Annotated in this window: 17 protein-coding genes; 6 read left to right on the top strand and 11 right to left on the bottom strand. The window is 70.2% G+C overall.

The genetic code is table 11. The features are described 5' to 3' along the window. Nucleotides 1-39: 39 nt before the first annotated feature. Both K8638_RS02565 and K8638_RS02560 read right to left on the bottom strand, forming a co-directional pair. Nucleotides 40-642, bottom strand: a complete 603-nt coding sequence (locus tag K8638_RS02565) for a DUF4256 domain-containing protein (RefSeq protein WP_223752762.1) — start codon at nt 640-642, stop codon at nt 40-42. 386 nt (nt 643-1,028) lie between these two features. Next, nucleotides 1,029-2,342 (bottom strand): family 16 glycosylhydrolase, encoded by a 1,314-nt coding sequence (locus K8638_RS02560; protein ID WP_223752761.1) that lies wholly within the window; start codon nt 2,340-2,342, stop codon nt 1,029-1,031. Nucleotides 2,343-2,755: 413 nt separating this feature from the next. Between K8638_RS02560 and K8638_RS02555 the strand changes: the two genes are divergently transcribed. Further along, nucleotides 2,756-3,487 carry a hypothetical protein gene (locus K8638_RS02555; protein ID WP_223752760.1) on the top strand — a complete coding sequence of 244 codons (732 nt, stop codon included), beginning with the start codon at nt 2,756-2,758 and terminating at the stop codon, nt 3,485-3,487. Between the two features lie 47 nt (nt 3,488-3,534). On the opposite strand, the gene K8638_RS02550 is transcribed toward K8638_RS02555, so the two are convergent. From K8638_RS02550 to K8638_RS02535, 4 genes are all read right to left on the bottom strand, one after another. Beyond that, on the bottom strand, nt 3,535-4,677 hold the full coding sequence (locus tag K8638_RS02550; protein ID WP_223752759.1) for an SMP-30/gluconolactonase/LRE family protein: 1,143 nt from the start codon (nt 4,675-4,677) through the stop codon (nt 3,535-3,537). Between the two features lie 105 nt (nt 4,678-4,782). Beyond that, nucleotides 4,783-5,523, bottom strand: a complete 741-nt coding sequence (locus K8638_RS02545; protein WP_223752758.1) for a tol-pal system YbgF family protein — start codon at nt 5,521-5,523, stop codon at nt 4,783-4,785. Further along, nucleotides 5,520-6,029, bottom strand: coding sequence for an RNA polymerase sigma factor (locus tag K8638_RS02540; RefSeq protein ID WP_223752757.1), 510 nt, complete (start codon nt 6,027-6,029; stop codon nt 5,520-5,522). The genes K8638_RS02545 and K8638_RS02540 overlap by 4 nt, the downstream gene beginning before the upstream one ends. A 64-nt stretch (nt 6,030-6,093) precedes the next feature. Then, nucleotides 6,094-7,071, bottom strand: coding sequence for a hypothetical protein (locus tag K8638_RS02535; protein WP_223752756.1), 978 nt, complete (start codon nt 7,069-7,071; stop codon nt 6,094-6,096). A 68-nt stretch (nt 7,072-7,139) separates the two neighbouring features. Between K8638_RS02535 and K8638_RS02530 the strand changes: the two genes are divergently transcribed. Next, nucleotides 7,140-8,576 carry a Kelch repeat-containing protein gene (locus K8638_RS02530; RefSeq protein WP_370643896.1) on the top strand — a complete coding sequence of 479 codons (1,437 nt, stop codon included), beginning with the start codon at nt 7,140-7,142 and terminating at the stop codon, nt 8,574-8,576. A 512-nt stretch (nt 8,577-9,088) separates the two neighbouring features. Beyond that, the gene (locus K8638_RS02525; protein WP_223752755.1) at nt 9,089-9,460 is read left to right on the top strand and encodes a hypothetical protein; all 372 of its coding nucleotides are present in this window, start codon (nt 9,089-9,091) and stop codon (nt 9,458-9,460) included. A 119-nt stretch (nt 9,461-9,579) separates the two neighbouring features. On the opposite strand, the gene K8638_RS02520 is transcribed toward K8638_RS02525, so the two are convergent. Both K8638_RS02520 and K8638_RS02515 read right to left on the bottom strand, forming a co-directional pair. Beyond that, the gene (locus K8638_RS02520) at nt 9,580-10,854 is read right to left on the bottom strand and encodes a hypothetical protein (RefSeq protein ID WP_223752754.1); all 1,275 of its coding nucleotides are present in this window, start codon (nt 10,852-10,854) and stop codon (nt 9,580-9,582) included. A 172-nt stretch (nt 10,855-11,026) separates the two neighbouring features. Continuing rightward, complete coding sequence (locus K8638_RS02515; protein ID WP_223752753.1) at nt 11,027-11,668, bottom strand: hypothetical protein; 642 nt, start codon at nt 11,666-11,668, stop codon at nt 11,027-11,029. Between the two features lie 289 nt (nt 11,669-11,957). Between K8638_RS02515 and K8638_RS02510 the strand changes: the two genes are divergently transcribed. Next, a complete protein-coding gene (locus K8638_RS02510; protein ID WP_223752752.1) occupies nt 11,958-13,202 on the top strand; it encodes an exonuclease SbcCD subunit D C-terminal domain-containing protein in 1,245 nt (414 codons plus the stop codon). Then, entirely contained in the window at nt 13,199-16,993 is a 3,795-nt protein-coding gene (locus tag K8638_RS02505) for an AAA family ATPase (RefSeq protein WP_223752751.1), read from the top strand. The genes K8638_RS02510 and K8638_RS02505 overlap by 4 nt, the downstream gene beginning before the upstream one ends. A gap of 18 nt (nt 16,994-17,011) precedes the next feature. Here the strand turns inward: K8638_RS02505 and K8638_RS02500 are convergent, their stop codons facing one another. Further along, nucleotides 17,012-17,941 (bottom strand): serine/threonine-protein kinase, encoded by a 930-nt coding sequence (locus tag K8638_RS02500; RefSeq protein WP_223752750.1) that lies wholly within the window; start codon nt 17,939-17,941, stop codon nt 17,012-17,014. A gap of 2 nt (nt 17,942-17,943) precedes the next feature. Continuing rightward, a complete protein-coding gene (locus K8638_RS02495; RefSeq protein WP_223752941.1) occupies nt 17,944-18,825 on the bottom strand; it encodes a TIGR02266 family protein in 882 nt (293 codons plus the stop codon). Between the two features lie 221 nt (nt 18,826-19,046). Here K8638_RS02495 and cglD point away from each other — a divergent pair, with 221 nt between their 5' ends. After that, the gene (cglD, locus tag K8638_RS02490; protein ID WP_370643906.1) at nt 19,047-22,445 is read left to right on the top strand and encodes an adventurous gliding motility lipoprotein CglD; all 3,399 of its coding nucleotides are present in this window, start codon (nt 19,047-19,049) and stop codon (nt 22,443-22,445) included. Between the two features lie 114 nt (nt 22,446-22,559). Here cglD and K8638_RS02485 read toward each other — a convergent pair whose 3' ends face one another. Beyond that, nucleotides 22,560-24,323: a M14 family zinc carboxypeptidase gene (locus tag K8638_RS02485; RefSeq protein ID WP_223752748.1), complete on the bottom strand. Its 1,764-nt coding sequence runs from the start codon at nt 24,321-24,323 to the stop codon at nt 22,560-22,562. Between the last annotated feature and the right edge of the window lie 29 nt (nt 24,324-24,352).

The raw sequence follows: 24,352 nt of genomic DNA, 5'->3' as shown, positions 1-24,352 counted from the left end.
GTCCAGCAGGGGGAGCGGAGGTGACCGCGCGGAGCGAATCTAGACCTTCAGCAAGCCACGGAACGCCCTGGCGGCATAGTAAGACTCGGCACCGTTGTGATACGTAAAGACACGGTCGTAACGGCGGTCACAAAAGACAGCGCCGCCGAGCTTTCTGATATTGGAAGGCGTTTTCACCCAGCTCGACGTCTTCGTATCGAAGCTGTCCAGGGTCTGCAATTCTCGATATTGTTCTTCCGACAAGAGCTCGATGCCCATGGCGGTTGCCATATCTACGGCGCTGTTTTTCGGCTTGTGTTCCTTCCTCGCCTCCAGCGCTTCATGGTCGTAACAAACACTCCGGCGGCCTTTGGGGCTTTCCGCTGAGCAATCGCAAAAAATGTACTCGCCAGTCTGCTTGTCGTGACCAGTTACGTCCGGTTCACCGCCAGTTCTTTCCATTTCATTGAGTGACCATAGTTTTTCAGGATGGGCTTCCAGTCTTGCCTGTACTTTTGTCCATTCAAGGCCTTTGTGGCGGTTCGTGTTCTTCTCGAAACGGGATTTCAGCGTACGGAGTAGCTCTTCCCGTTGTTCTGGTGACAACTCCTTTTGTGTTTCAACGCCTCGCCTCTGTGCCTTTTGTGCCGGCATTCTCTTCATGCCTCCCTTGAACACTTCACGGCGCCCGAAACGCGCAGTTGCCAGTTGCCCACAAGATAACGTCCTCGACGAGACTATAAGGAGATGAGGCGGCCGGCCAGCCACGGATTTAGAGGCAGTCCCGCCGAGCCCTGGATTGCCGCAGCGGACAAGGCCGGCACGGGATGGCATTGATGCCACCCGTCTACGTGGGCATGTATGGCCCATCACCCGCGTTGCGAGCACGGCGTGCTCCGAGCCTCCTACGGCATCACCTCCCGTGGCCGCCTGCTCCGGAGCGCCGGAGCAGGCCAGCCAGGGGGGAGACACACACGCGGCGGCAAGGGCCTACGCCTGGACGGAGGCCGTGCCCTTGCGCCTGGCGGAGTCCTCCTCACGCCGCCGTGTCACTGCCACTGGGAGAAGCGGACCCAGTCCACCTCCAGCGCCTGCGGCGTGTTGCGGATGAGGTCCAGGGTGGACTGCGGCACGCCGAAGTACGGCGTGGTCGCGCCATTGGTGCCGTTCGGGTAGGTGCCGCCGACCGCCAGGTTCAGGATGATGAAGAAGGGCCGGTCATAGACCCACTGGCCGTAGCGCTCGACCTCGGCGCGCGTCACGGTCTTCAGCAGGACGCCGTCGATGAACCACTTGATGTCCTGGGACGAGAACTCCGTCGCATAGATATGCCAGTTGCTGACGGGTGAAGCCGGGTAGAAGCGCTGGTTGATAGGCGTGTTGCCCGAGTACCCCGGGCCGTGCAGCGCGCCGGACGTCCAGTCCGCGTAGCCGACGTTCTCCATGATGTCGAGCTCTCCGCAGGCGGGCCAGCCGACCTGGCCGATGTTGTTGCCGAGCATCCAGAATGCCGGCCATAGACCCGGGCCCACGGGCATCTTGATGCGCGCCTCCACCTTGCCGTGTCCGAACTCGCGCAGGCCCGCGCTCTCCAGACGGCCCGAGGTGAAGGGGTACCCGTTGTTCCACTCGTTGCGCGCGATGAGCTTCAGCGTCCCGTTGCTCACCTGGATGTTCTGCGGCGACGTGGTGTACTGCTGTTGCTCGCTGTTCACATGGATGTCGGTGATGGCGGTCCAGTTGGCCGGATTCACGCTGGTGCCGTCGAAGTCGTCACGCCAGAGCTCGACCCAGCCGCCTCCGCCGCCGAGGATGGTCACCGTGAAGGACTCCCAGCAGTCGGCCGACGTGCGGTCCGCGTACAGCGGGCCGGACGCGCCCCGGTCGAGGTCCGCCGACACGAAGAGGCCATTGCTGCGCGCCTTCAGGGCAATGGAGTTGTTGCCGAGGTCCACCCACTCGAACTTCTCCCAGTCCTGGATGGACGTGCGGTTGGCGACGAGCTGCCCGCCCAGGTTGGTGTCCGCCGACACGTACCGGTCCGAGTACACGGCGCGCAGCGCGATGAGCCCGCCTCCGGCGTCCACCACCTGGAACTCCTCCCAGTCCTGCACCGTGGCCCGGTCCGCCACGAGCGCCGTGTTGGTGAGGTTCTGGTCCGCGGAGACGAACTTCTGTGTCGAGCACGCCTTCAGCGAGATGCGCTGCCCGATGGGCGCCGCCAGCCGCTGCGCCTGGGACTCCACCGCGGGAGGTGCCACCTCCTCCGCGGGCGAGCACCCCGTCAGCCCCGACAGCAGACCTCCAAGTCCCAACGCCAACACCCAGCCACGCCCGGATACCGTGAAAGTTCCCCGTGCCATTCGACGCTCCTCCTGGTTCCCGAAATGGGAAGGGAGTCGTCGGATATAGCAATGAAGTCGCGACTTGAAGGTTAATTGCGAATTTCGCGGACGCGGTTCTTTTCCATGAAGCGTGGCTGGGAAAGTCTGCTCACAGTGCGAAATGGCACACGGGCGCAGGGGGCGAGGTGGAGGTCACCGTCACGGCGCGATGATGTGCATGAACTGCGTGCCCCCAGCGAGGGGCGCAAATCGTGCGTGCTTGCATCAAGATGCCGCCAGGCGCACTCGAAAAAGCAACGCCAGAAAAGCCCTGCCGATAATGCCGGCGGGTGCCGCGTCACGCTCGTGCCCGCTCTCAACTTCTTCCAGGGAATCGAATGTCTTTTCTGTCGCGTGTGACTCAGAAGCTCCAGGCCCACAACAGTCCCGCCGTGAGCAAGGCCTCCGGGCCCTCCAGCAAGCCCGCCAAGGGCGTCACCCTGGAGGGACTGCCGCATGAGCACATCTACAACGCAGAGAAGTTCAAGGACTCGGCGGCGATTCCCGCCAACCACCCCAACAAGGCCGACCTGATTCGCGCGGCCCACGCGGGCGGTCCCCTGGAGGTCAGGGAGGGCGTCTTTGCCTACCCGATGAGCTGGACGCAGGAGAAGATCCGCACCCACTGGAACAACGTGAAGGCCGACCCGCAGAAGCCCTACGGGCCTCCCGATGCCTTCGGCGAGGGCAAGGGGGCCGGGAGGACCGAGCGGCCCCGCCGGAGTCAGGCGCGCCCGCCCGCGGCCTCGATGCGGGCGGTGCAGGATTTCTCCTCGGGTGGCTCATGGTTCCGCGACTTCAAGGACCGGGGCGTCTCGACGGTTTCGTTCTTCTCCAACACCCCGGGGTCCAAGCTGCGTGCATCGGCGGTGGTGGGAGGCTCCAGCGACGCCGCCACGCTGGTCCTCCGGGACTCGAAGGGGAACGAGGTGGCGAGGCGGACCGGCGTGGAGGTCTCGACCATGGATATCGTCTTCACCGCCGACGGCAAGCCGCCGGCTGATGCCGGGCGGAGCGTGCGCACCACCTTGTACCTGAAGGCGGGCGAGAAGTACTCGCTCCAGGGCGTGATGGACGACGGGAACGATTGGTTCCGCATGCAGCTCAACGCCAGCATGAATTGAGCGCGTCGCGAGGGGACGGTCGATGAGACACGGCTCGTTCCGTCCCTTCAGAGTCCCGCGGCCTTCTTGTCCACCCATCCCAGGGCCTTCGCGTGGAGGCTCTGGATGTAGAGCCGGTCGGCCGTCTCCGTCACGGAGGTGGCCTCGGGGTAGGCGCCACTCGGGTCCTGCATGTCCACGAGCACACGGCCCTCCTCGTCGAAGGCGAAGACGTGGCCATAGGGCTTCGGCACGGGCCACAAGGACCTGGGCAGCCGCACCGAGAGCGCGCGCAGCCAGGGCTTGCCGGCCGCCTTGTCCACGAAGGCGCCGCGAGGCTTGGTGAAGCCCACCCAGATGCGACCCTCCTGTCCGCGCATCAGGTTGTCCGGGTAGCCGGGCAGGTTGGAGAACAGCACCCGGGCCTGTTCGCTCGGCTGGGCCGCCAACTGCTTCGCGTCCAGCTCCTTCGCGTCCACGGCCACCTTCCAGATGCGGTACTCGCCTGTCTCGGTGAGGAACAGGGACTTCCCGTCCTCGGAGAGCGCCAGCCCGTTGGGGAAGCACAGGCCCGTCATCACCACGCGCGTGGTCTTCGTCGTAGGCTCGTACTCGAGCAGGCGTCCGGTGCATTGGTGCTCGAGGATGTCGAGCACGCTGGCGTTGAAGGTGCCACCCCACTTCGCCGGAGCGAAGCGGCGCGAGGCGTCCGTGAAATAGATGCGGCCGTCGGGCGCCACCACCACGCCGTCTGCATAGAGGATGGGGTCTCCCTTCACGGGGTGATCCACCGTGGCGGCCAGCACGTCGATCTTCGCGTCCGCTCCGAGGTGGGTGGCCTTGAGCAATCCCCGCATCGGGTCCGCGATGATCATGTCGCCCTGTGCATCGAAATCGAAGCCCAGCGGCCGCCCCCCCGTGTTCACCACCACCTCGCTCGAGGCGCCATCGGGGGCCAGGCGCAGGATGGCGCCGCTGAGCACGGCGGCGTAGACGTGGCCGTCACGGACGACGATGTGCTCGGGGCCCACGTCCTCGCCCAGCTCGAGATGATTCAACCCCGCCAGCTTGTGGTTCACCGCATGGGGCCCCTGGTAGCCAGGGTCCGGAGGGGCACTCCACACCACCGGCTCGATGGGAACGGGCCACAGCAGCAGGTAGGCGGCAAGGGCCACCAGCAGGACGAGGAGCACGGTCAGGATTCTTCGCATGGGCGCATTCTGCCCGAACCCGAAGCGCTTCCCAGGGGGGGCGGGACAGGCTCCTGGCCCGCGATGAGTCATGCCCCGTGCCCGTTCCTGAAGGCGTTCGGGCCGCTACTTCTCGAGGGCGGCGTCGACGGCGGGCAGCAGCATGCTCTCGGGGAAGCTGCGACGGAATTCGGTGGCCCTCCGCCGAGCGCCCTCGAGGTTTCCCGCATTGACCAGCGCCTGCACCCAGAGGCTCTCTCGTTCTTCCACGAGCTGACCCCGTGGAAATCGGCTGGCATGGTCTTCGATGGCCTCCAAAGCTCTCGCGGTGTCGCGTCTTGCCAGGGCGGTTCGAGCAATCTCAATCAAGCCTCGCTCATCCGCGAGCGCAAGGTCCCGCTCGGGGCGCAGGGGCTCCGGTTGGGCTTTGACCTTGGAAGCCTGCCGAGGGCGCTGTGGAGTGGGGGCGCTTGGAGGCCGTGGCATCTCCAGAGCAACCGGCGGAGCGATGATGCTGGGCGGGGGCTCGAGGACGGACAGGGTGTTTCGCTGGGGGAGCTCAACCATCGGCGCGGGTGAAACCGGCGGTGCCATGTTCTTCCCGACGAGCAACCCGCCAGCGAGGCCCGTGAGGAGGGCGAACACGCTCACGGGAATACCCCACGTTCCCATCCTGGACAGCGTGGCGGTGGTCATACCGCCCGCTCCCATGGAGCTGGGCGGCGTCCCTCCGGGAGCGGCATCCAGGCTGGCCTCGAGGCGGGTCAGCACCGCGGCCTCGAAGCCGGCCGGAGGGACTGGCCGGGGTGCGGACCTCAGGAGGTCCTGGATGTCGGCGGGAAGAGGCTTGAGGTCGGGTTCCGTCATGGCTCACCTCGCCGAAGTTGAATGCGGCGCACGGCCGCTGTGAATTCCTCTCGGCCGATGCGGAGGCGTGAGTAGGTGGTCGGCACTGGCGTTCCCATCGCCTCGGCGATTTGCGCAGCGGGTATCCCCTCCAGCTCGTACATCACGAACACTGCCCGGCGCTCTGGCTCGAGGGACTCGAGGGCTTCTTCCACGAGCTCGCGCCGCTCTCGCTGAGCCAGCCGCTCCTCCGCGCCTTCTCCCTCATGGGGAATGTCCTCGGGCGGCTCCTGAATCACTTCCCGCTGGGCCGTTCTTCGGCGCCTGGCATCCACCACGACTCGGAAGGCGATGCCGAACAGCCAGGGCCGGACCGGGCGGCTGGAGTCGTAGGTGTTCCAGCGCCGCATCGCGGTGACAAAGACGTCGTGTGCGAGGTCTTCCAGCTCGATGTTCCGGCAGCCGAGCCGGTAGAGGAAGCTGTACACGTACGGCAGCTCTGCGCTGTAGATCTGCTCGAGGCCCATGCTGCGGCCATCTGGGGCGGCGCCATCCATCATTGGACGTATTGCAGGACGGGCGGCGACTTCATCAGAGAAACCGCAACGCCAGGGTGAGACCCGCTGCTCCCGCCACCGGCGAGGTCACCCAGACCGGCTGCTCCCCGGACAGAATGGTCGTCCGTGTCAGCACCGCCTGAAAATCGAGAAAGGGTTGAACGTAGAGCGACTTCGAGAGCGGCAGCTCCGCTTGTACCCTACCGCCCGCGAGAACGAGGGGACTGGTCTCCCTCCGTTGCTGGCCGATCTCCCCGGTCACCTGGATGGCGCCCATGGAGAGCAGGCCGCATGCTCCGAATCGGCCGACGTGGAGGCAGGGAACCACCGTGCCCAGGAGGGCCGACGAGGAAACCTGACCGCTGCCGACAGAGAAATTGCTGGCGATGTCAGCTCTGCCATCGAGTCCGATGCTGAACCTGGGCCATCGCATCGACACCTGGATGAGGACACTCGGAACGACGGCCGGAGAGACTCCGGCGGCGGCCAGGACGCCGGCCCCCGCCCGGACCTGCACCGGGGCTCCGGGCCGCGGTGGCACCAGGGGCGGCGCCGCGTTCTTCGTGGGCTCTACGAGATGGGGCTCCGGGGCAGGAGGGGGAGGAGGAGGGGGGGCGGCTGGCCGGGAGAGGTACCGTGGGTCGACAGCGATGGCCATGGCCAGCTCCATCGCCGATGCCAGCTCGAGGCAGTCCCCCGTCGGAGAGGTGAAGTGCCGGCGGCCGATTCTCTGGCCCTCGCGCGTCGTTACCTCGAGGCTCGCTGCAAGGCCCTGCTCGGTCCTTCGAATCCTCGCTTCGATTCGGGTGTCGCCGTCGGGCCGGAATGGGTCGAATCCAAGGCGGGCGGCTACCGCTTGTCGAACCCATCTTTCATCGGGACAGCGCTCGGGTCCGGCCTCCACGACGTAGGTCAGGGTGACAGGTCGGCCGTCAGCCCTGGTCTCCCAAGGCGCGAGCACCACGAGTGAAAGCAGGGCGACACCCAACGCCCGGGTCACGGCCACAAGCACGGTGTGGCCCTCTTACCACGCGTACCTGTTGGCTGGCCTCATGAGAACGAACCCCGATTTCGAGATAAATGCCGCCACTCCGTTCCAATACCTCGCCCGAACGGCCTCGAGTGCGTTGGAGGCCCTGGGAATTCGCGGGAGAGGACATGACAAGAGGCCAGAACTTCGTAGCCGTGGCGAGCCTCCTCGCGATGCTCTGGGGGTGCGACCTCACCGTTCAGGCCGGGGCGGAAGACGGCGGGAGTCACGCACGGGGGCCAGACAGTGGGTCCATGGACGGTGGTGCCACCGATGCTGGCGGTGACGCGGCCGATGCGGGCTGTACTCCGCGCACCTGTGACCAGGTGAGCTGTGGCCAGTTGGATGATGGCTGCGGTGACACCCTCGCGTGCGGCTGTGACTCAGGGGAATCGTGCGGCGGTGCCGGCGTACCGGGTCAGTGCGGCGTACCGCTCTGCCAGAACGGCATGAAGGACCCGGGCGAAGGCGATGTCGACTGCGGCGGAACCTGCGCGGCTTGTGCCGCGGGAAGGCACTGCTCGAAGCAGGCGGATTGCGCAGCCGGCACGACGTGCGACCAGACGTACTGCCTGCCGGGGGTGTGGTCGACGAAGGCTCCCCTTCCGACGCCTCGACTTTCTCCCGCGGCGGTTGTTGGCCCGGATGGGCGCATCTGGGTCATCGGGGGCTTCACCCATGGAGACGGAGCCTCCTCGGTGGTCGAGGTCTACAACCCGCAAACAGACAGTTGGACCACTGCTCCTCCGATGAACCGTGCTCGATACGGCCATTCGGCCGTCATCGGACGGGACGGCCGCCTCTACGTCTTCGGCGGGCAATACGACGCCAGCAGCTCTCCGTTCGTCGACGGCGTTTCGAAGACAGCCGAGGTCTACGACTTCACGGCCCAGCAGTGGACGAACCTGCCGGAGCTCCCGGACGGCCGAATGGGTGCATCATCGGCAGTCCTGGCCAATGAGAGCATCATGGTGTCCGGCGGCATCAGCGTGAATCCCATCACCACGCTGGCCACCCCCGTCATCTTCTCGCCATCGCAGTCGACATGGACCGCTGCTCCGACCCCCATGGTCACGGGGAGGAACAGCCACGCCTCGGCGCAGCTACCTGATGGGCGCATCTTCGTGGCGGGTGGGTTTCCTTCGGGCGGCGGCCGAACCGCTTCCGCGGAAATGTTTGATGCGTCGATGGGTGGCTGGTCGACGCTGCCGCAGATGCCGTTTGCGAACGCGGACGCTTCGGCCGCCCCGGGTCCCTCGGGTCGTGTGTATGTCTTTGGTGGTAACGCTGGAAGTGGCGACCTGGGTTACACCCTCGTCTACGACGTGCTCGGGCGTCAGTGGAAGAGCGCCGCGAGCATGCCAACGGCGCGTCGTGGAACGGCGGCGGTCAGAACGGCCGACGGTAGGATCTGGGTCATCGGCGGCGCCGAGGCACCCAATTTCAGCGAGTACTCATCAGACAAGGTCGAGGTGCTAACGCCATGAATCCCATTCTGGGACGGAGATTCTCAATGAAGACAACGACCCTTTCCCTGGCGCTCTTGTTCGTGACGGCTTGTGGTTCTCAGCCCGGCACCGAGAGCAAGGATACAGACCCGCCTGACGTCCCCTCCGGCAGCACTTGCAACGGGAGCAACTGCGGCGGCTGTTGCAATGGCGATCGGTGTGAGACGGGCATCACCATGTCGGCATGTGGTTCGAGCGGAGCGGCCTGCATTGTCTGCAGCACGTCGCAGACCTGCACTTCGTCAGGAAGATGCGAAGCGGCCAGTCCCGCGGATGCAGGCACCCAGTTCAAGCGAGTGTTCATCACGCGGAACAGCTACGACGGCAATCTCAAGGCCGTGGCTGACGGAGTCGACGGGCTCGATAGCGCTGACAAGCTGTGTGCCCGAGCGGCGGACAGCGTCAACCTCGGGGGAGTCTGGAAAGCATGGCTCTCGGCCTCAGCCGTCAATGCCGTGGACCGGATCAGTGATGTTGGCCCCTGGAGGAACATGAAGGGCGAGCTCGTCTTCAACAACAAGACCAACTTCCTCACCGGGCCCATCAATCCCATCGAGTACGATGAGCGTGGAGGAGAAACGTCCTTCTATTACAATGGGAAGCGCGAGTCGGCGTCCGTCTGGACGGGCTCCACGAAGGCGGGGACGGTAGCGAGCTGGAAGAACTTCTCCGGCCTTCAAGAGCCTGCGACCTGCGTGGACTGGACGGGCAACCCGCCAAACCAGGCAGGGGGCGAGTACCACGTCGGTGGAGTGGGCTTCGCGAATTCCACCACGACGACGTGGACCGAGGGCGGACCCTATTCCTCGCAGATGAACCAGCCCTGCTACTCTACTTCCCGGCTCATCTGCTTCGAGCAGTAGAAGGAGCGGTGGCCATGACGTGAGCGAGCGTCCCCAGGGAGCAGCGCAACAGGTCCGGCAAGAGCGCATATCCCTTCACGTACGCCAGGGCCGGCCGGTGGGCCCTGGCGTGCGTCGCGTCAGTCCAGCCCGGTGTCGGCGGCCCGCACCGGGTTCCAGGCCTTCGCGCCCTTCTCGAGCTCGGAAAAGCTCACCCGGACGAAGTCACGTGAGCGCCTCACCTCGATGCCCATCCACAGCGCCTCGGGCTCCTTGACGTACACGGCGACGTCCGCCCACTCCGTGTGACGCGTGAGCAGCGGCTCGATGTTGTACGCGCGCGGTGGTCTGGCCAGGTCGCGGTCGAAGAGAAAGATGAAGTCGCCCCAGTGCAGCCACAACGCGCCGCTGTTCCGCATCCCGAGCGCGTGCACGCTGTAGTCGATGATGTCCGGGTCGTGCGAGGCGAGCAGCCGGATGCTCTGCTGCCTTCCGTCGGGCATATGGCGATGGAGGGTGAGCGCCTCCTCCTCGTCGTTGAGCAGCCGGAGCACGTCCCCGTCGTTCGTCGCGAAGAGGCGTTCGCTGCTGGACAAGGACCTGGCGAAGGGCCGGACGTCGGCCTTCGGCTGGCCCGGTTTCCACCGGAGCACGGCGCGCTCGTTCCTGGGGAGGCTCAGCTCGAGGAAGATGCGCCCGTCCCGGTTGCCCCAAATCATCCGCGCATTCTCAAGCTTCATGTCCGGGCCGTGAACCAGGACCGTCTGCTTGACGCCCCTGCCGTTCAGTTCGTACGCGACGACCTGCCGGACCGGGTCGCACCTGAGGTGCTCGCACATCTGGCCCGGTCTCTCTGGAATGACGTACACCGCGACGTCGCGAGCCATGTGGAGCTGGCGGGCGTCGTCCACGCGGTAGAGCAGCTCGGGAGCGCCGCCGTCGAGCGGCACGCGGTACACGATACTCACCTCGCCGCGCGGCGCCTTTCGTCCCTCCATGTGCACCAGCGCGTCGCGCCCATTCGGGAGGAATGCGAGGTACTCCACCTGAGCGCTGCGAATCTCCTCGGTGGGCGGCCGTGGCTTCGGGAGCGTCACGTGCTGCCTCGCCGGTCCCTTGAAGAGGTGCAGCGACGGGTCATTCTCCCAGGCCGCGAGGACGTCGCCTGCTTCGTTCGAGGCGACGCGGTACAGGTTGTCCTTCGGGATCCGGTGCACCGTGGTGAACTGCTTCGCGCCGGGGGCGAGCACACGCAGGGTCGAGAAACCCACGGTGACGAAGCCGCCGTTCTCCATCGGCAGCATCGTGGTCACCGCGTGCAAGCGCGCCGGGGTGTCCGGCTTGTTGATGCGGCGCTCGACGCCATCGGCGTGCGCAAGCGACGCGACGAGCAGCGCCGCGACCAGGACGTTCATGCGTCCATTCCGGTTGCTCACCACGGTGACCCCTCCTGAAGAACGCGGCATCCGACGCTCGCGCGCTCGGAATTATTCAGACGGACAGGAGCGCCCCGGCCTGGCCGGGCTCCGAGGTGGGAGCCTGGTGCGGTAGCACCTGCTCGTGGGGAAGCAGTGGCGGGGGCCGTCCCTATCGCGCTCCTGGCGAGGTCTGGCCCGTGGACTCGCGGTGCTTGCCCGCGGCTTCGTGCAGCGCCTCGGCCAGACGGAGCGCTGGAGCCACCAGCGCCTCCAGCGCGTCGACGGTGTCAGGCACACCGCGCCACTCCGCCTCCAGGAGCCCTGCCTCGATGGAGAACCGCGCGCACCGGGCATGCAGGCTCAGCAGGTGCTCTCGCACCCGAGGTGCACGGAGCGCGGCGCGCGACTCGGGCGAGAGGCGCTTCACGTCGAGTGCCCTGTCGAGCTCCTCGTCGCCCACCTCCTCGTCCTTCCCGCCGAACAGCTTGAGGAACTTGTCGCCGAGTCCCTCGGGCGACAGCGTCAGCTCCGGCGGAAGCGTCATGCCCAGGTCCAGCCGCAGCACCGTCACCTCCCTGCCGTGCTTGCCATTGCCGCGCGACTCCGTGAGCACCGAGAGTTGCTGGCCGAGGAAGAGGCCCTGGACCTCCACGGCGCCCCACTTCTCGCTGAAGCCCCAGTCATGCCGGCTCGCGAAGGTGTTCCACGTCTCGCGCCGTCGATTCCAATGGCGCCGCAGGGCGGAGACCCCCAGCGCCAGGAAGGCCATGAAGATGGCGGCGGAAACGGCTGACACGAGGATGGGGACCATGCCCGGTGAGCATCCCCCGTCCTGGGGGGCGGGAGCGAGCCACCCGCTCCAAGCGGGGCGCGGCGGCCGGCCTGCCCCGGCGTGAAGGTCACCGACACCCCACGTCCGCCCGGGTTCGCGGGACCTGCCGGGGTAGCCGCCTTCGCAAGTCCTCGTACTTCCAGGAACTTGTGCACATGTCAGAGGGAGCGAGTAAGGGAGCAGGCGCCCGCCGCTTGGAGCGGGTGGCTTCCCCAGGGGAGGCTGCCCGGTGCCCGAGCGCCGCGGGGTGAGGGAGGGTGAACGCTGGATGCGCCTGCTGCACACGTCGGACTGGCACCTGGGACACACGCTGTACGACGTCTCCCGGGAGGCGGAGCATGCCGCCTTCCTGGACTGGCTGCTGGGCACACTGGAGGCGCAGGAGGTGGACGCGCTGCTGGTGGCCGGCGACATCTTCGACACCGCCAACCCCAGCGCGGAGGCGCAGGCGGCCTGGTACCACTTCGTCGCGCGGGCCCGGCGGCGGCTGCCGAGGCTGGACGTGGTGGTCATCGGCGGCAACCACGACTCGGCGGCACGGCTGGACGCGCCGGACCCGCTGTTCGCCGCGCTCGGCGTGCGCGTGGTGGGCGGCCTGCCGCGAGCCCGGGGCGAGACGGACGTGGAGCGGCTGCTGGTGCCGCTGCACGACGCCAAGGGGCGTGTGGGCGCGTGGGTGGCGGCGGTGCCGTACCTGCGGCCCGCGGACCTGCCGCCCGTGCCGCAGGAGGCGGGAGACCGGCTGGTGGAAGGCGTGCGCGCCGTCTACGGCGAGGTGCTGGCGGCGGCGCGGCGCAGGCGCCAGCCGGGGCAGGCGCTGGTGGCCATGGGCCACTGCTACATGACGGGCACGGAGCTGTCCGTGCTGAGCGAGCGGAAGATTCTCGGCGGCAACCAGCACGCGCTGCCGGTGGACCTGTTCCCGGAGGACCTGGCGTACGCGGCGCTGGGGCACCTGCACAAGGCGCAGCGAGTGGGCGGGCGCGAGGGCGTGCGCTACAGCGGCTCGCCGTTGCCGCTGTCGCTGTCGGAGGCGGGCTACCGGCACCAGGTGCTGCTGGTGGAGTTGAAGGGTGACGCGCTGGAAGGGGTGCGCCCGCTGACGGTGCCTCGCACCACCGACATGGTGCGCGTGCCCGCGCGGGACGCGGTGCCGCTGGAGGAGGTGGTGGCGCTGCTGGAGGCGCTGCCGGACCGTGAGGAGGGCGCGCCGGAGTGGCGGCGGCCGTACCTGGAGGTCTGCGTGGCGCTGCCCCGGCCGGAGCCGTCGCTGCGGCACAAGGTGGAGAAGGTGCTGGAGAACAAGGCGGCGCGGCTGGTGAAGCTGACGCCCGCGTACACGGGCACCGGCGGCGCGCTGGCGGAGGCGCAGCCGGGCCTGTCGTTGAAGGAGCGCACCCCCGAGGACGTCTTCCGGGCCCGCTACGCGCGCGACTTCCAGGAGCCTCCGTCTCCCGTGCTGCTGGAGGCCTTCCACGTGCTGCTGGCCGAGGTGCAGGAGGACGCGTCATGAAAATCCTGGCCATCCGCGGCTCCAACCTGACGAGCTTCGCGGGCGACTTCGCCATGGACCTGGACCAGCCTCCGCTGGACAGGCTGGGCCTGTTCGCGATTACCGGGGCCACCGGCGCCGGCAAGAGCACGCTGCTGGACGCCATGTGCCTGGCGCTGTTCGACCGCACGCCCCGGCTGGGCGGGCGCGGCGGCGCGCCGGTGGGCCGGGCGGACGAGGAGGAGGAGGCGCGGCTGTCGGCGTACGACGTGCGCGGCATGCTGCGGCGCGGGGCGGGCGAGGGCTTCGCCGAGGTGGACTTCCTGGGCAAGGACGGGCGGCGCTACCGGGCGCGCTGGTCGGTGTGGCGGGCGCGCAGCCGCGCGGAGGGGCGCTTCCGGCCGCAGGAGATGTCGCTGGTGGACGTGGCCACCGGGCAGCAGTTCGGCCGCACCAAGAGCGAGGTGCTCGCCGCCATCCAGGAGCGGCTGGGGCTGTCGTTCGACCAGTTCCGCCGCTCGGCGCTGCTGGCGCAGGGCGAGTTCGCGGCCTTCCTGAAGGCGGACGCCAGCGAGCGCGCGGAGCTGCTGGAGCGGATGACGGGCACGGAGGTGTACAGCCGGCTGTCCGTCGCCGCGCACGAGAAGAACCGCACGGAGCAGGAGGAGCTGGCGCGGCGGGCCCAGGGGCTGGCGGCGATTGCGCTGATGCCGGAGGCGGAGCGGGCGGCGGCGGAGGGGCGGCTCGGCGAGGAGTCGGCGGCGCGCTCGGCGGCGGAGGCCCAGCTCGCGGCGGCGGAGGCCGCGGCGGCGTGGCACTCGGAGCGGGCGGCGCTGCTGGGCGCGGAGCTGGCGGCCGAGACGAAGGCCGCCGAGGCGGCGGAGGCGGTGGAGGCGGCGGCGCCCCGGGCGGCGCGGCTGGAGGAGATTCGCGCGGCGGAGTCCTTCCGGGGCGCGGTGACGGCGGCGGAGGAGGCGGAGCGCCGGTGGGCGGAGGCGGAGGCCGCGCAGGTGGCTCGGGCCTCGGAGGCGGAGAAGGCGCTGGCGGAGTCCGCCGCGAAGCGCGGGGGGCTGCTGGACCTGGAGCGGGTCCGGGCGGCGGCGCAGGACGCAGAGGAGGCGGCGAGGCCGGCGCTGGAGGAGGCGGCGGGGCTGGACGCGCGGCTGGCGGTGGTGGCGCGGGAGGCGGAGGAGGCTCGCAAGCGCGCGGAGTCATCGCGGGGAGCGGCGGCGACGGCGATGGCGGAGCTGGAGGCCGTGCTCACGCGGGAAGCGGCGGCGCGGGCGGAGGGAGAGGCCGCGAGGAAGTGGCTCACGGAGAAGGCGCACTGGGCGGCCCTGGCGGGGGAGTGGCCCCGCTGGCAGCGCGAGCTGGAGCGCTACGAGGCGGCGCAGGGAGAGGGACGGAAGGCGCGCCAGGAGGCCGGGACGCTGCGCGGTGACGTGGACCGGCTGCGCGGCGACGTGGCGCTGCGGCGCGAGGAGAAGGAGGCCGCGGCCGAGTCAGAGGAGATGGCGCAGGCGGCGGCCACCCATGCCGAGGCCGCGGTGGGCGAGGAGTCCACGGCGGGACGGCGCGCGCTGCGTGAGGCGCTGCTGGCCCGGCAGGACCTGCTGCGGGCGCTGGGGATGGCGCGGGAGGGGCTGACCTCGGACGAGGCGGAGGCGCGGGCCGCGGAGCTCGAGGCCACGGCGGCGAAGACGGAGGCCGAGGCCGCGGCGGGCGAGGCCCGGGAGGCGGCGGCCCGGCGGACGGAGCGCGAGGCGGCGCTGAAGGAGGCGCGCCGGGCGCTGTCCCTGGCCCAGGCGGCGCAGGGCTACGTGTCCCACCGGGCCCTGCTGCGGGACGGCGAGGCGTGCCCGCTGTGTGGCGCCACGGAGCACCCGTATGCCCGCGAGGCGTCCGCGCTGGATGGACTGGTGGTGGAGTCCACCTCGCGCGTGGAGGCGCTGGAGGCGGAAGGAGCCGAGGCGTCGCGGGCCGAGATGGCGGCGCGCGCTCGTGAAGCGGCGGCGCGGACACGCGCGGGACAGGCGGGCGCGCGTCGTGACGCCGCTACGGCGCGTTGCGCGGAGCACCGTGCGGCCTGGGGGCGGGAGCGTGAGCGGTGGCTGCGCTCCGTGGCCGAGGCCTCCGGTGCGGCACCACCGCCCGAGGCGGGCGAGTCCGCCGAGGCGGGGGGCTGGCTGGAGGCGGCGCGCGCGGAGGTGCGGGCGCGGCTGGAGGCGCTGAAGGCGGAGGAGGCGGCGGAGGAGGGCCGGGTCCGCGCGGCGCGTGAGGCCCGGGCCGCGCTGGACACCCAGCGCACGCGGCGGGAGGCGGCGGCCGAGGCGCTCCGGCGCGCCGAGGAGGCACTCGCGCGCGCGGAGAGCACGCTCAAGGAAGTGCAGGCGCGCATCGACGCGTCCGACGCGACGCTGCGGCAGGTGCTCGCGGACGTGGCTCCGGTCTTCGCGGCGGACGAGGGCTGGGAGGCGAAGCTGGAGGCGGACCCGGCCACCTTCCGCCGCAAGTGCGGCGACCGGGTGGCCCTGTGGAAGGCGAAGGAGGAGGCGCGGCAGAAGGCGGAGGCGCTGGAGCAGAAGGAGCAGCAGCACCGCGCCAGGGCCCAGGGGCTGGTGGACGTCAGCACCCAGCACGCCGAGGAGCAGGCGAGGCTCGCCGCGCTCAAGGAGGAGGAGCGGAGCGAGGCGGCCCGCGCCCGCGCGGCGCTGCTGAATGGCCGTCCCACCGAGGAGGTGCGGGCGGAGCTGCGGGCCCGCGTGGACGCGGCGGTGGAGTCCTTCGAGCGGGCCCGCGAGGCCGCGGATACCGCGAAGCAGGCGGAGCGCGTGGCCACCGCTCGCGCCGAGGACGCGGTGCGCGCGCGGACGGAGGCCGTCGAGGCCCGGGAGTCGGCGCGGGCCGCGCTGGCGGCGCAGCTCTCCGCGCGGGGCACCACGCTGGAGGCGGTGAAGGCGCTGCTGGCGCACGACGCCGCGTGGTGCGAGGCCGAGGCGCGGGCCCTGGCGGCGCTGCGCGAGGCGCTCGCCCATGCCCGCGCGGTGCTGGTGGAGCGGCGCGAGCGGCGGACTCGGCACGAGGAGTCCGGCCCGCCGTCCCTGTCCGAGCCGGAGGCGGTGCCCGCGTGCGAGCGGCTGCGCGCGGACGTGGAGGCGCGGCGCCGGGCCGAGGCCACGCTGCGCGCGCGCCTGGAGGCGGACGACACGGCCCGGGCCCGGCACGGCGCGGAGGCCGCGGCCCTGGAGGAGCGCCGGCGCGAGGCCGAGGTGTGGAAGACGCTGGGAGACCTCATCGGCTCGCATGACGGCAAGCGCTTCAAGGTGTTCGCCCAGAGCCTCACGCTGGACGCGCTGCTGCTGCACGCCAACGCGCACCTGCGCGAGCTGGCGCGGCGCTACCGGCTGATGCGCGTGCCCGGGCACGACCTGGACCTGCAGGTGGTGGACGGGGACATGGGCGACGAGGTGCGCAGCGTGGCCAGCCTCTCCGGCGGGGAGAGCTTCCTGGTGTCGCTGGCGCTCGCGCTGGGGCTGGCGTCGCTGTCGTCGGAGACGACGCAGGTGGAGACCCTCTTCATCGACGAGGGCTTCGGCACGCTGGACCCGGAGACGCTGGAGGTGGCCCTGGCCACGCTGGATGCGCTCCAGGCCACGGGCCGGCAGGTGGGCATCATCTCCCACGTCAGCGGGCTGGCCGAGCGCATCGGAGTGCAGGTGCGCGTGGTGAAGCAGGGCGGAGGCCGCAGCCGGCTGGTGGTGGAGGGAGACCCGGGCATGGTGCCGCCCTCCGTGGGGCAGCAGGTGGCGTGAGCGGCCGGGCGCGGGGCCTCAGCGCTCCGTGCTCATCAACCCCCGCACCACGGCGGCCACCGCCAGCGGCGTGGCCACCCGGTCATCACACAGCGGCGCGAGCGCCCGGGCGAACTGCTCCGCGGACTTGAAGCGCTGCGCGGGGTTGGGAGCCAGCGCGCGGTCCAGCACCAGGGCCAGCGCGTCGGACACCTCCGGCACCAGCATGCGGATGGGCGTCACCCGTCCGCCACGGATGGAGGACTCCACCTCCTCTCCGGGGCCGGAGGGGAAGGGCGACTCCAGCGACAGCAGCTCGTACAGGAGCACCGCCGCCGCCCACAGGTCCACCGCCACGGACACGTCGCCCGCGAGCAGCTCCGGAGAGCGGTAGTGCTGCTTGCCCAGCCGCCGCGCATCCACCGCCAGGCCCGCGCGCGAGCGGGCGACGCCGAAGTCCGCCAGCTTCACCTCGCCCGTGCGCGACAGCAGCACGTTGTGCGGGGACACGTCACAGTGCACCACGCCCAGCGGACGTCCGGTGGTGCTGGTGGCCTGGTGCGCGTGCGCGAGCGCCTCCAGCACCTGCCGGACGATGAGCACGGAGATGTCGATGGGCAGCTCGATGCGGCGGCGCCGGCACTGCGCCAGCACACGGCCCAGGTCCGGGCCTTCCACCAGCTCCAGCGCGAGGTAGCCGCCGTCCGGCAGCTCGCCGTACTCCACGAAGCCGACGACGTGCGGGTGTTTCAGGCAGCGGGCCAGCTCCGCCTCGTGGAGGAGCTGCTCGTGGGCCTCGGCGTCATGCGCGCGCTCGGGGCGCACCCGCTTGAGGGCCACCCGCTCTCCGGCCCGCGGGCCCTCGCGCATCCTCGCGAGGAACACCTCCGCCATGCCTCCGCGCCCCAGCCGCGACAGCAGCTCGAAGCGGCCACAGTCCCGCGGCCACGTGTCCGACACGCCGTCCATCGTCAGCCCGCACCGCCGGCCAGGCTCGCGAGGTAGCGGTCCAGCGTCCGGGCGAAGGTGGCGTCGTCGCTGAGGAACGCGAGCCCCACGCCGCCGGTGTATGGGTCGTCCACCACGTGCACCACCACCGCGTCCCCTTGCAGCCGCTCACCGTTGGGCAGCTTCACGTCCACGGTGACGACGCTGTCGGGCAGCGGCCGGTGCGCGGTGCGCACGAAGAGGCCCCCATTGGAGATGTTGAGCGCGTGCTCGCGCACGAAGTCCAGTTCGGTGCGGAACTCCAGCTCCAGCGTCACCGCGAAGCGCCGTCCGCGCCGCTGGGGGCTGCCCGGCGGCGCCATGGGCACGCGGTGGGCCTGGGCCGCCGTGGGCGGCGCCGCGGCGCCAGCGGGGGGAGTGGGAGCGGCGGGCTCCTCCGGCCTGGCGACCGCGGGCGTCCTCCCGGACGGGGTCGCCCTGCCGGGCACGGGCGCATCCAGCGGGCTGGCGGGTGGGCTCGAGGCGTGCACGCCACTGGCCGCCAGCTTGCTCAGGTGCTGCTGCAACGCCCGAGCGGCGGCGGCGCGCTCCTCGCCCGGGTACGGGGTGCCACCACCGAACGTGGTGGCGCGAAAGCCATCACGCTCGGCCTTGGGCAGACGCCACAGCTCCACGAAGGTGCCGCCACTGCGCTTCACCTCCTCCGCGAGCCGCTCCACCGCGGCGCGTGGGTAGCCGGGCGCCTCCACCTTCAGCTCGATGCCGCCGTCCTCCGCGCGCAGCGCCACCACGAGCTGGAGCGACTGGGCCATGGGCAGCAGCGCGTTGAGCCCTTCCACCCAGGCCGCCACGCGCTCCGGCGGTGCCGAGCCATTCCACAATGCCGCTAGACCGAAGACTGGCACGGACATGACGATATCCGAGCCCTCCAACCTCGCGAACACCCCTTTGCTCACAGTCCCGGCGCAATCTGCTCCTGAGACTGCATGGAAAGCGGCCGGGCGCTGACCTTCTTTCGCCCTGCGGGGAATAGACACTCGGCAGGGGCGCAACCGCTCTCTAGACTGGATGTCTGCTTCGACCCATCCCCCCCAACCGGGGTCGAAGCCAGTTGGAGTCAAGGATGATGCGAACCCCTCTCAGGCAGTTCGTCACCTGTGCGCTGCTGGCAGCCTCGCTGCTGGCCGGCTGCGGTGGCGGTGATGACCCTCAAGACCCGAAGCCCGTCGTGGATGCTGGTACGGATGGTGGCTCGGACGTGCCCGACAGCGGCGGCCCACCGCCGGAAGAGGATGCCGGCATCGAGCCGGACCCGGACCCGGACCCGGGCCGTGTGCCCACGGACGTGGCCAATGGGAACAACACGCAGCAGGACTCGGACTGCGACGGACTGACGGACGCGGAGGAGTTCGCGAACGTGTACACCGGTGGCCTGAAGACGGACCCGGGCCTGCGTGACACGGATGGCGACGGCATCCGCGACGGCGTGGAGGTGGGCCGCACCACCACGCTCAACACCACCTGCACCTTCCGCGCGGACGCGGACCCCGCCACGCGCACCTCGCCGGTGAAGGCGGACACGGACGGTGATGGCCTCGCGGACGGCCTGGAGGACACCAACCGCAACGGCTCGCGGGAGCCGGGCGAGACGGACCCGAACGCGCTCGACTCGGACGGCGACGGGCTGAAGGAGAACGAGGAGGACACCAACGTCAGCGGCACGGTGAGCCCGGGCGAGACGGACCCGCGCAACCGGGACACGGATGGCGACGGGCTGCCGGACGGCCTGGAGAAGAACCGGGGCACGGACCCGCTCAAGCCGGACACCGACGGCGATTCGTGCAGCGACGGCGACGAGGACAAGGACCACGATGGCGTGAAGGACACGGGCGAGACGGACCCGCGGGTGGCGGACTGCGCCGCCTCCGTGCCGGACGCGGACTTCGACGGCATCCCCGACGCGGTGGAGACCGCCACCGGCACCAACAAGGACAACGCCGACACGGACGGTGACGGCACGCAGGACGGCGTGGAGGACGAGAACCGCAACGGCCGCGTGGACGCGAACGAGACGGACCCGCGCCTGACGGACACCGACTGCGACGGCCTGCAGGATGGCCCCGGCCGCGGCGGCTTCCTGGGCGAGGACCCCAATAACAACGGGCGCGTGGACACGAACGAGACGGACCCCACCAACCCGGACACGGACGGTGACGGCCTGAGGGACGGCCTGGAGCGCGGCGTGGCGACGGCGGCGGCCCCCCGCACCAACTGCGGCTACTCCGGCGACACGCATACGACGACGACCACCACGCCGGTGAACGCCGACACGGACGGTGATGGCATCCAGGACGGCGCGGAGGACGCCAACCAGAACGGCCAGGTGGACCCGGGCGAGCTGGACCCGCGCAACCCCAACGACGGCGCGGCCGGCACGCCCGCGGGCCAGGCGTGCAAGACGACCAACCTGCGCACCGTCACCTTCAAGGAGGACTCCGGCGGAGACCTCCGGCTGGCGCTGCCCGGCACCTTCAAGGACGCCAACCTGGTGAACCTCACCGTGAATGGCAGCTCGGTGGGCCTCATCGGCTGGGACGACACGAAGCAGGTGACGCTGATTGCGTACAAGCGTGGCCAGGTGGGCACCGCCGCGGACCCCACCGCGGACGAGGCCGGCATCCGCACGGCGTCCTTCAACACCGCCACGCGCGACTACACGCAGACCTTCACCACCTGGGACGGCTTCCCGGCGCTGGCCGCGCGCTACTCGCAGGCGGGCACGGCGGACCTGAAGACCTTCACCAACACCCTGGCCCGCTCGCTGGTGCCCAACAGCGCCGGCGCGCTGGCGGGGACGGCCGGAGTCACCGGTCCGTTCAAGATTCAGGCGCAGTACGTGCACCGCTCCAACCAGAGCGTGGTGGTGGTGCTGGCCATCACCCCCACGGCCCGGTACACCGAGGGCGGCAGCCTCTTCACGCTGTCGGACACGGCGGGTGGCACGGCGCTGGCGCAGTTCGGTGACGCGGACGCGGTGCAGTGCGAGCAGTTCACCTCCCGGCAGGCGGTGGTGGACTTCCTCTTCGTGGTGGACGACAGCGGCTCCATGGCCACGTCGCAGCAGTCGCTGGCGGACGCGGCCTCGGCGGTGGCGCAGAAGCTGGGCAACGCGACGCTCGACTGGCGCCTGGCCATGGTGACGACGAGCTACACCACGTCCGGTGAGACCAACACCGGCGTGCTGCGCGGCTTCACCCGCAACGTCAACCAGTTCCGGGCGTGGCTGACGGAGAACAGCACCTGTGGCGGCAACGGCCAGTGCTCCAACGTCACCATCCCCGCGGGTGGTGAGGCCACCACCTGCACGAGCAACAACCAGTGCTGGGTGAACATCGACGGCACCGGCACGGAGCGCTCGCTGGACGCCGCGCGCAAGGCCCTCAATGACCTGAAGGCGGCCGGCGGCACGGCGGAGACCCGCATCCGCGCGGGGGCCAAGGTGGTGGTCGTCATCCTGACGGACACGCGAGACCAGTCCTCCAACCCCGTCTCCACCTTCACGCAGTACTTCATGGACACGGGCTCGGTGGCGGGGGAGAGCAACAACCCGGTGGACCAGGCCATCCAGGTCCACGGCATCATCTGCCCGCCGGACGGGCCGCGCTGCTGGGTGGACCCGAACAACTCGAACAACTACGAGGAGAACGCCAACCCGCGGCACCTGGACATCATCCAGGCCACGGGCGGCGTGTACGGGAGCATCCGCGACGCGGCCTCCATCACCACCACCATCAACGCCATCGTCGACAGTGTCATCGCCTCGGTGGGCTACAGGACGCAGAAGCCGCCCATCGGCGCCTCGCTGAAGGTGGCGGTGGCGGAGGTGACGGACTCGGCGGCGTGCCCGAACTCGGGCGACCTGCCGCGCAGCCGGACGAACGGCTTCGACGTGGACGGCATCAGCCGGGCGGTGTCCTTCTATGGCGCCTGCCGCCCGAAGGTGGCGGGCACCACGCTGGCGGCAGTGTCCTACCGGTACTGGAGCGACCGCACCACCAACCCCAACGGGGCGCCGCCTCCGTGCAAGTCGGACACGGTGTACTACGACGCCAGCGAGGCGGACTTCTGCCGTGGCAAGCTCGTCTGCAACCGCGCGACGGACCGGTGCGAGTGCCCGGCCGACTGCGGCGGCGGTGGCTCGCCGGGCCAGGTGTGCAACACGGACCCGGCGGTGTGCGCCTTCACCTGCACGGCGGACTGCGGCGGGACGTGCGGGACGTATGAGACGTGCAACCAGGCGGCCTGCGCATGCACCTGCGTGCAGAGCGCCACCTGCGCGGCGGGCTACACCTTCGACGCGAACGCGTGCGGCTGCGTGTGCGACACGGCGGCGCTCAACTGCGGCTCCCGGTACCAGCCGGATGCCAATGCGTGCGCGTGCGTGTGCAAGCCGGACTGCGGTGGCTGCGGCCTCCGTGAGACGTGCAACCCGAGCACCTGCGCGTGTGAGGGCACCATCGGCTGATGGCGCCCGCCGCTCCGGCCTCCCGTCACGCGGGAGTCCGGGGCGGGGCAGGTGCTGAACGAAACGCCCCGGGGCCTCGCGCTCCCGGGGCGTTCCCGTTTCAGGGGGCGGGCGCTACTTCCCGGCCGCCAGCACGGAAGGGGCGGCCTGGGTGCGGAGGACGGGGTAGACGCGCAGGCGGGCGTCGCGAGCGGGGTGGCGCTCGTAGAAGAAGCGCAGGCGGGCGCGCGCGTCGTTGGCGAAGGCGGCGTCCTTCAGCTTCGCCTCCCACTCGGCCTTCACCGCGGCGTCCTTCGCCAGCAGCTCCCGGGCGAAGGGCTCCAGCACGTAGTCCTCGATGTATTCCTTCTGCTCGAAGTGGGGATTGAAGAAGCCCCACGCCAGCAGCGAGTCCGGCCCCGTGGGCTCCAGCAGGTGGGCCACCAGTTCCACGCCCGGCTGGGCCACCGGCACGTACAGCGTGCCCGCGGGCAGCGCGTGCGTGGTCCGCTCCCACGCGCCCTTCACGGCGAGCGTCTGCCGGCCCTCCACGGACTGCGCGCCCCACTTCACGTCGGTGGCGCGGAACTGCTCGGCCTCGGCGGCGGGCACGGCGCGGGTGAGCCGCTGGAAGCGCAGGCCATGGGTGGTGAGCTTCTCCTCCACCTTCGCGGCGTGCGCCGGAGGCACCAGGTAGCCACCCGAGGGAAGCGCCACGGTGAGGGCGGGGCGGATGTCCGCGAAGTAGGGCACGTTCCACACCCGCGGCTTCGAGTCGTCGTAGCGAATCCACGGCTGGCCGGACACGTCCGAAGCGGCACGCTCGTAGGCGTAGCCGCGGAAGGCGAGGGTGCGGCTCATCTCCGTGTGCTCCCAGCCGAGCACCACCTCGCGCACCCGGCCGGACGCGCTCTCCTCGTCCGCCGCCTTCACCGCCGCGCGCAGGGCGGCGCCGTCCCGGGCCACCAGCCGCAGCAGGCCCGCCACTACGTTTCGGGTGGCCTTCACGCGCTGCGCGTAGGGCTTCCACGAGTGCGTCTCCACCAGCACGCCGAAGCGGTGGTGGACGGCCCAGTAGGCGTGGCTGAAGCGCGGCGGGGGCACGCCGTAGGCGAAGCCGGAGGCCGGGTCATCGTCCTCGAGGAAGGCCGGGTAGAACTCCAGGGGCTGGTGGCCCAGGGACTCCAGCTCGGTGAAGAGCTCCTCGCGCAGCTTCACGCCCAGGACGCGCAGGCCCTCCGGGCCGGACTTCTGCGGCTCCAGGCTCACGGACACGTCAGGCTCGAACCTGGCGCCGTCGGTGACGTGCAGGTCCGCGTAGACGAGCGGGTCCCACGCGTGGAGGTACTTCAGCAGCGCCACCATCTCCGGGGCGTCCGCCTTCACGTAGTCGCGGTTGAGGTTGAGGTTCTGCCCGGTGGCGCGCCAGCCCATCTCCTCGGGGCCCACCTGGTTGGGGCGGTGGTTGGTGCCGAAGCGCTCGTGGCCGTCCACGTTGAAGACGGGGACGAAGACGGCGGTGACGCCCTTGAGCACGCCGGGCAGCGCGGTGCCGGTGAGCATGTCCCGCAGCAGCCAGAAGCCGGCGTCCTTGCCGTCAATCTCTCCGGCGTGGATGCCGCCCTGGAAGAAGACGACGGGGCGGCCCTTCTTCACGGCGGCGGCGGGAGTGAGGGTGCCGTCCGCGCTGGCGACGAGCGCGAGCAGGGGCCGGCCCTCGGGCGTGGTGCCGAGCGTGTCGCAGCGCACCTTGCCGGGGAAGGCCCTGGGGAGGGCGCGGCAGAGCGACTCCACCTCCGCGTAGCGGCCTGTGCGCTTCCAGCCGCTCTGTTCCGCGACGGTGGTGAGAGGGGGTGGTGCCTGGGTGAGCGTCAGGGCGAGGAGGGCGGGGAGGAGCATGGCCTTCCCACAGCACAGGCTTTGGAGTG

It is taken from the genome of Myxococcus sp. RHSTA-1-4 (assembly GCF_020037125.1).
Taxonomy (GTDB): Bacteria; Myxococcota; Myxococcia; order Myxococcales; family Myxococcaceae; genus Myxococcus.
This window is presented reverse-complemented; position numbering and strand designations above follow the sequence as displayed.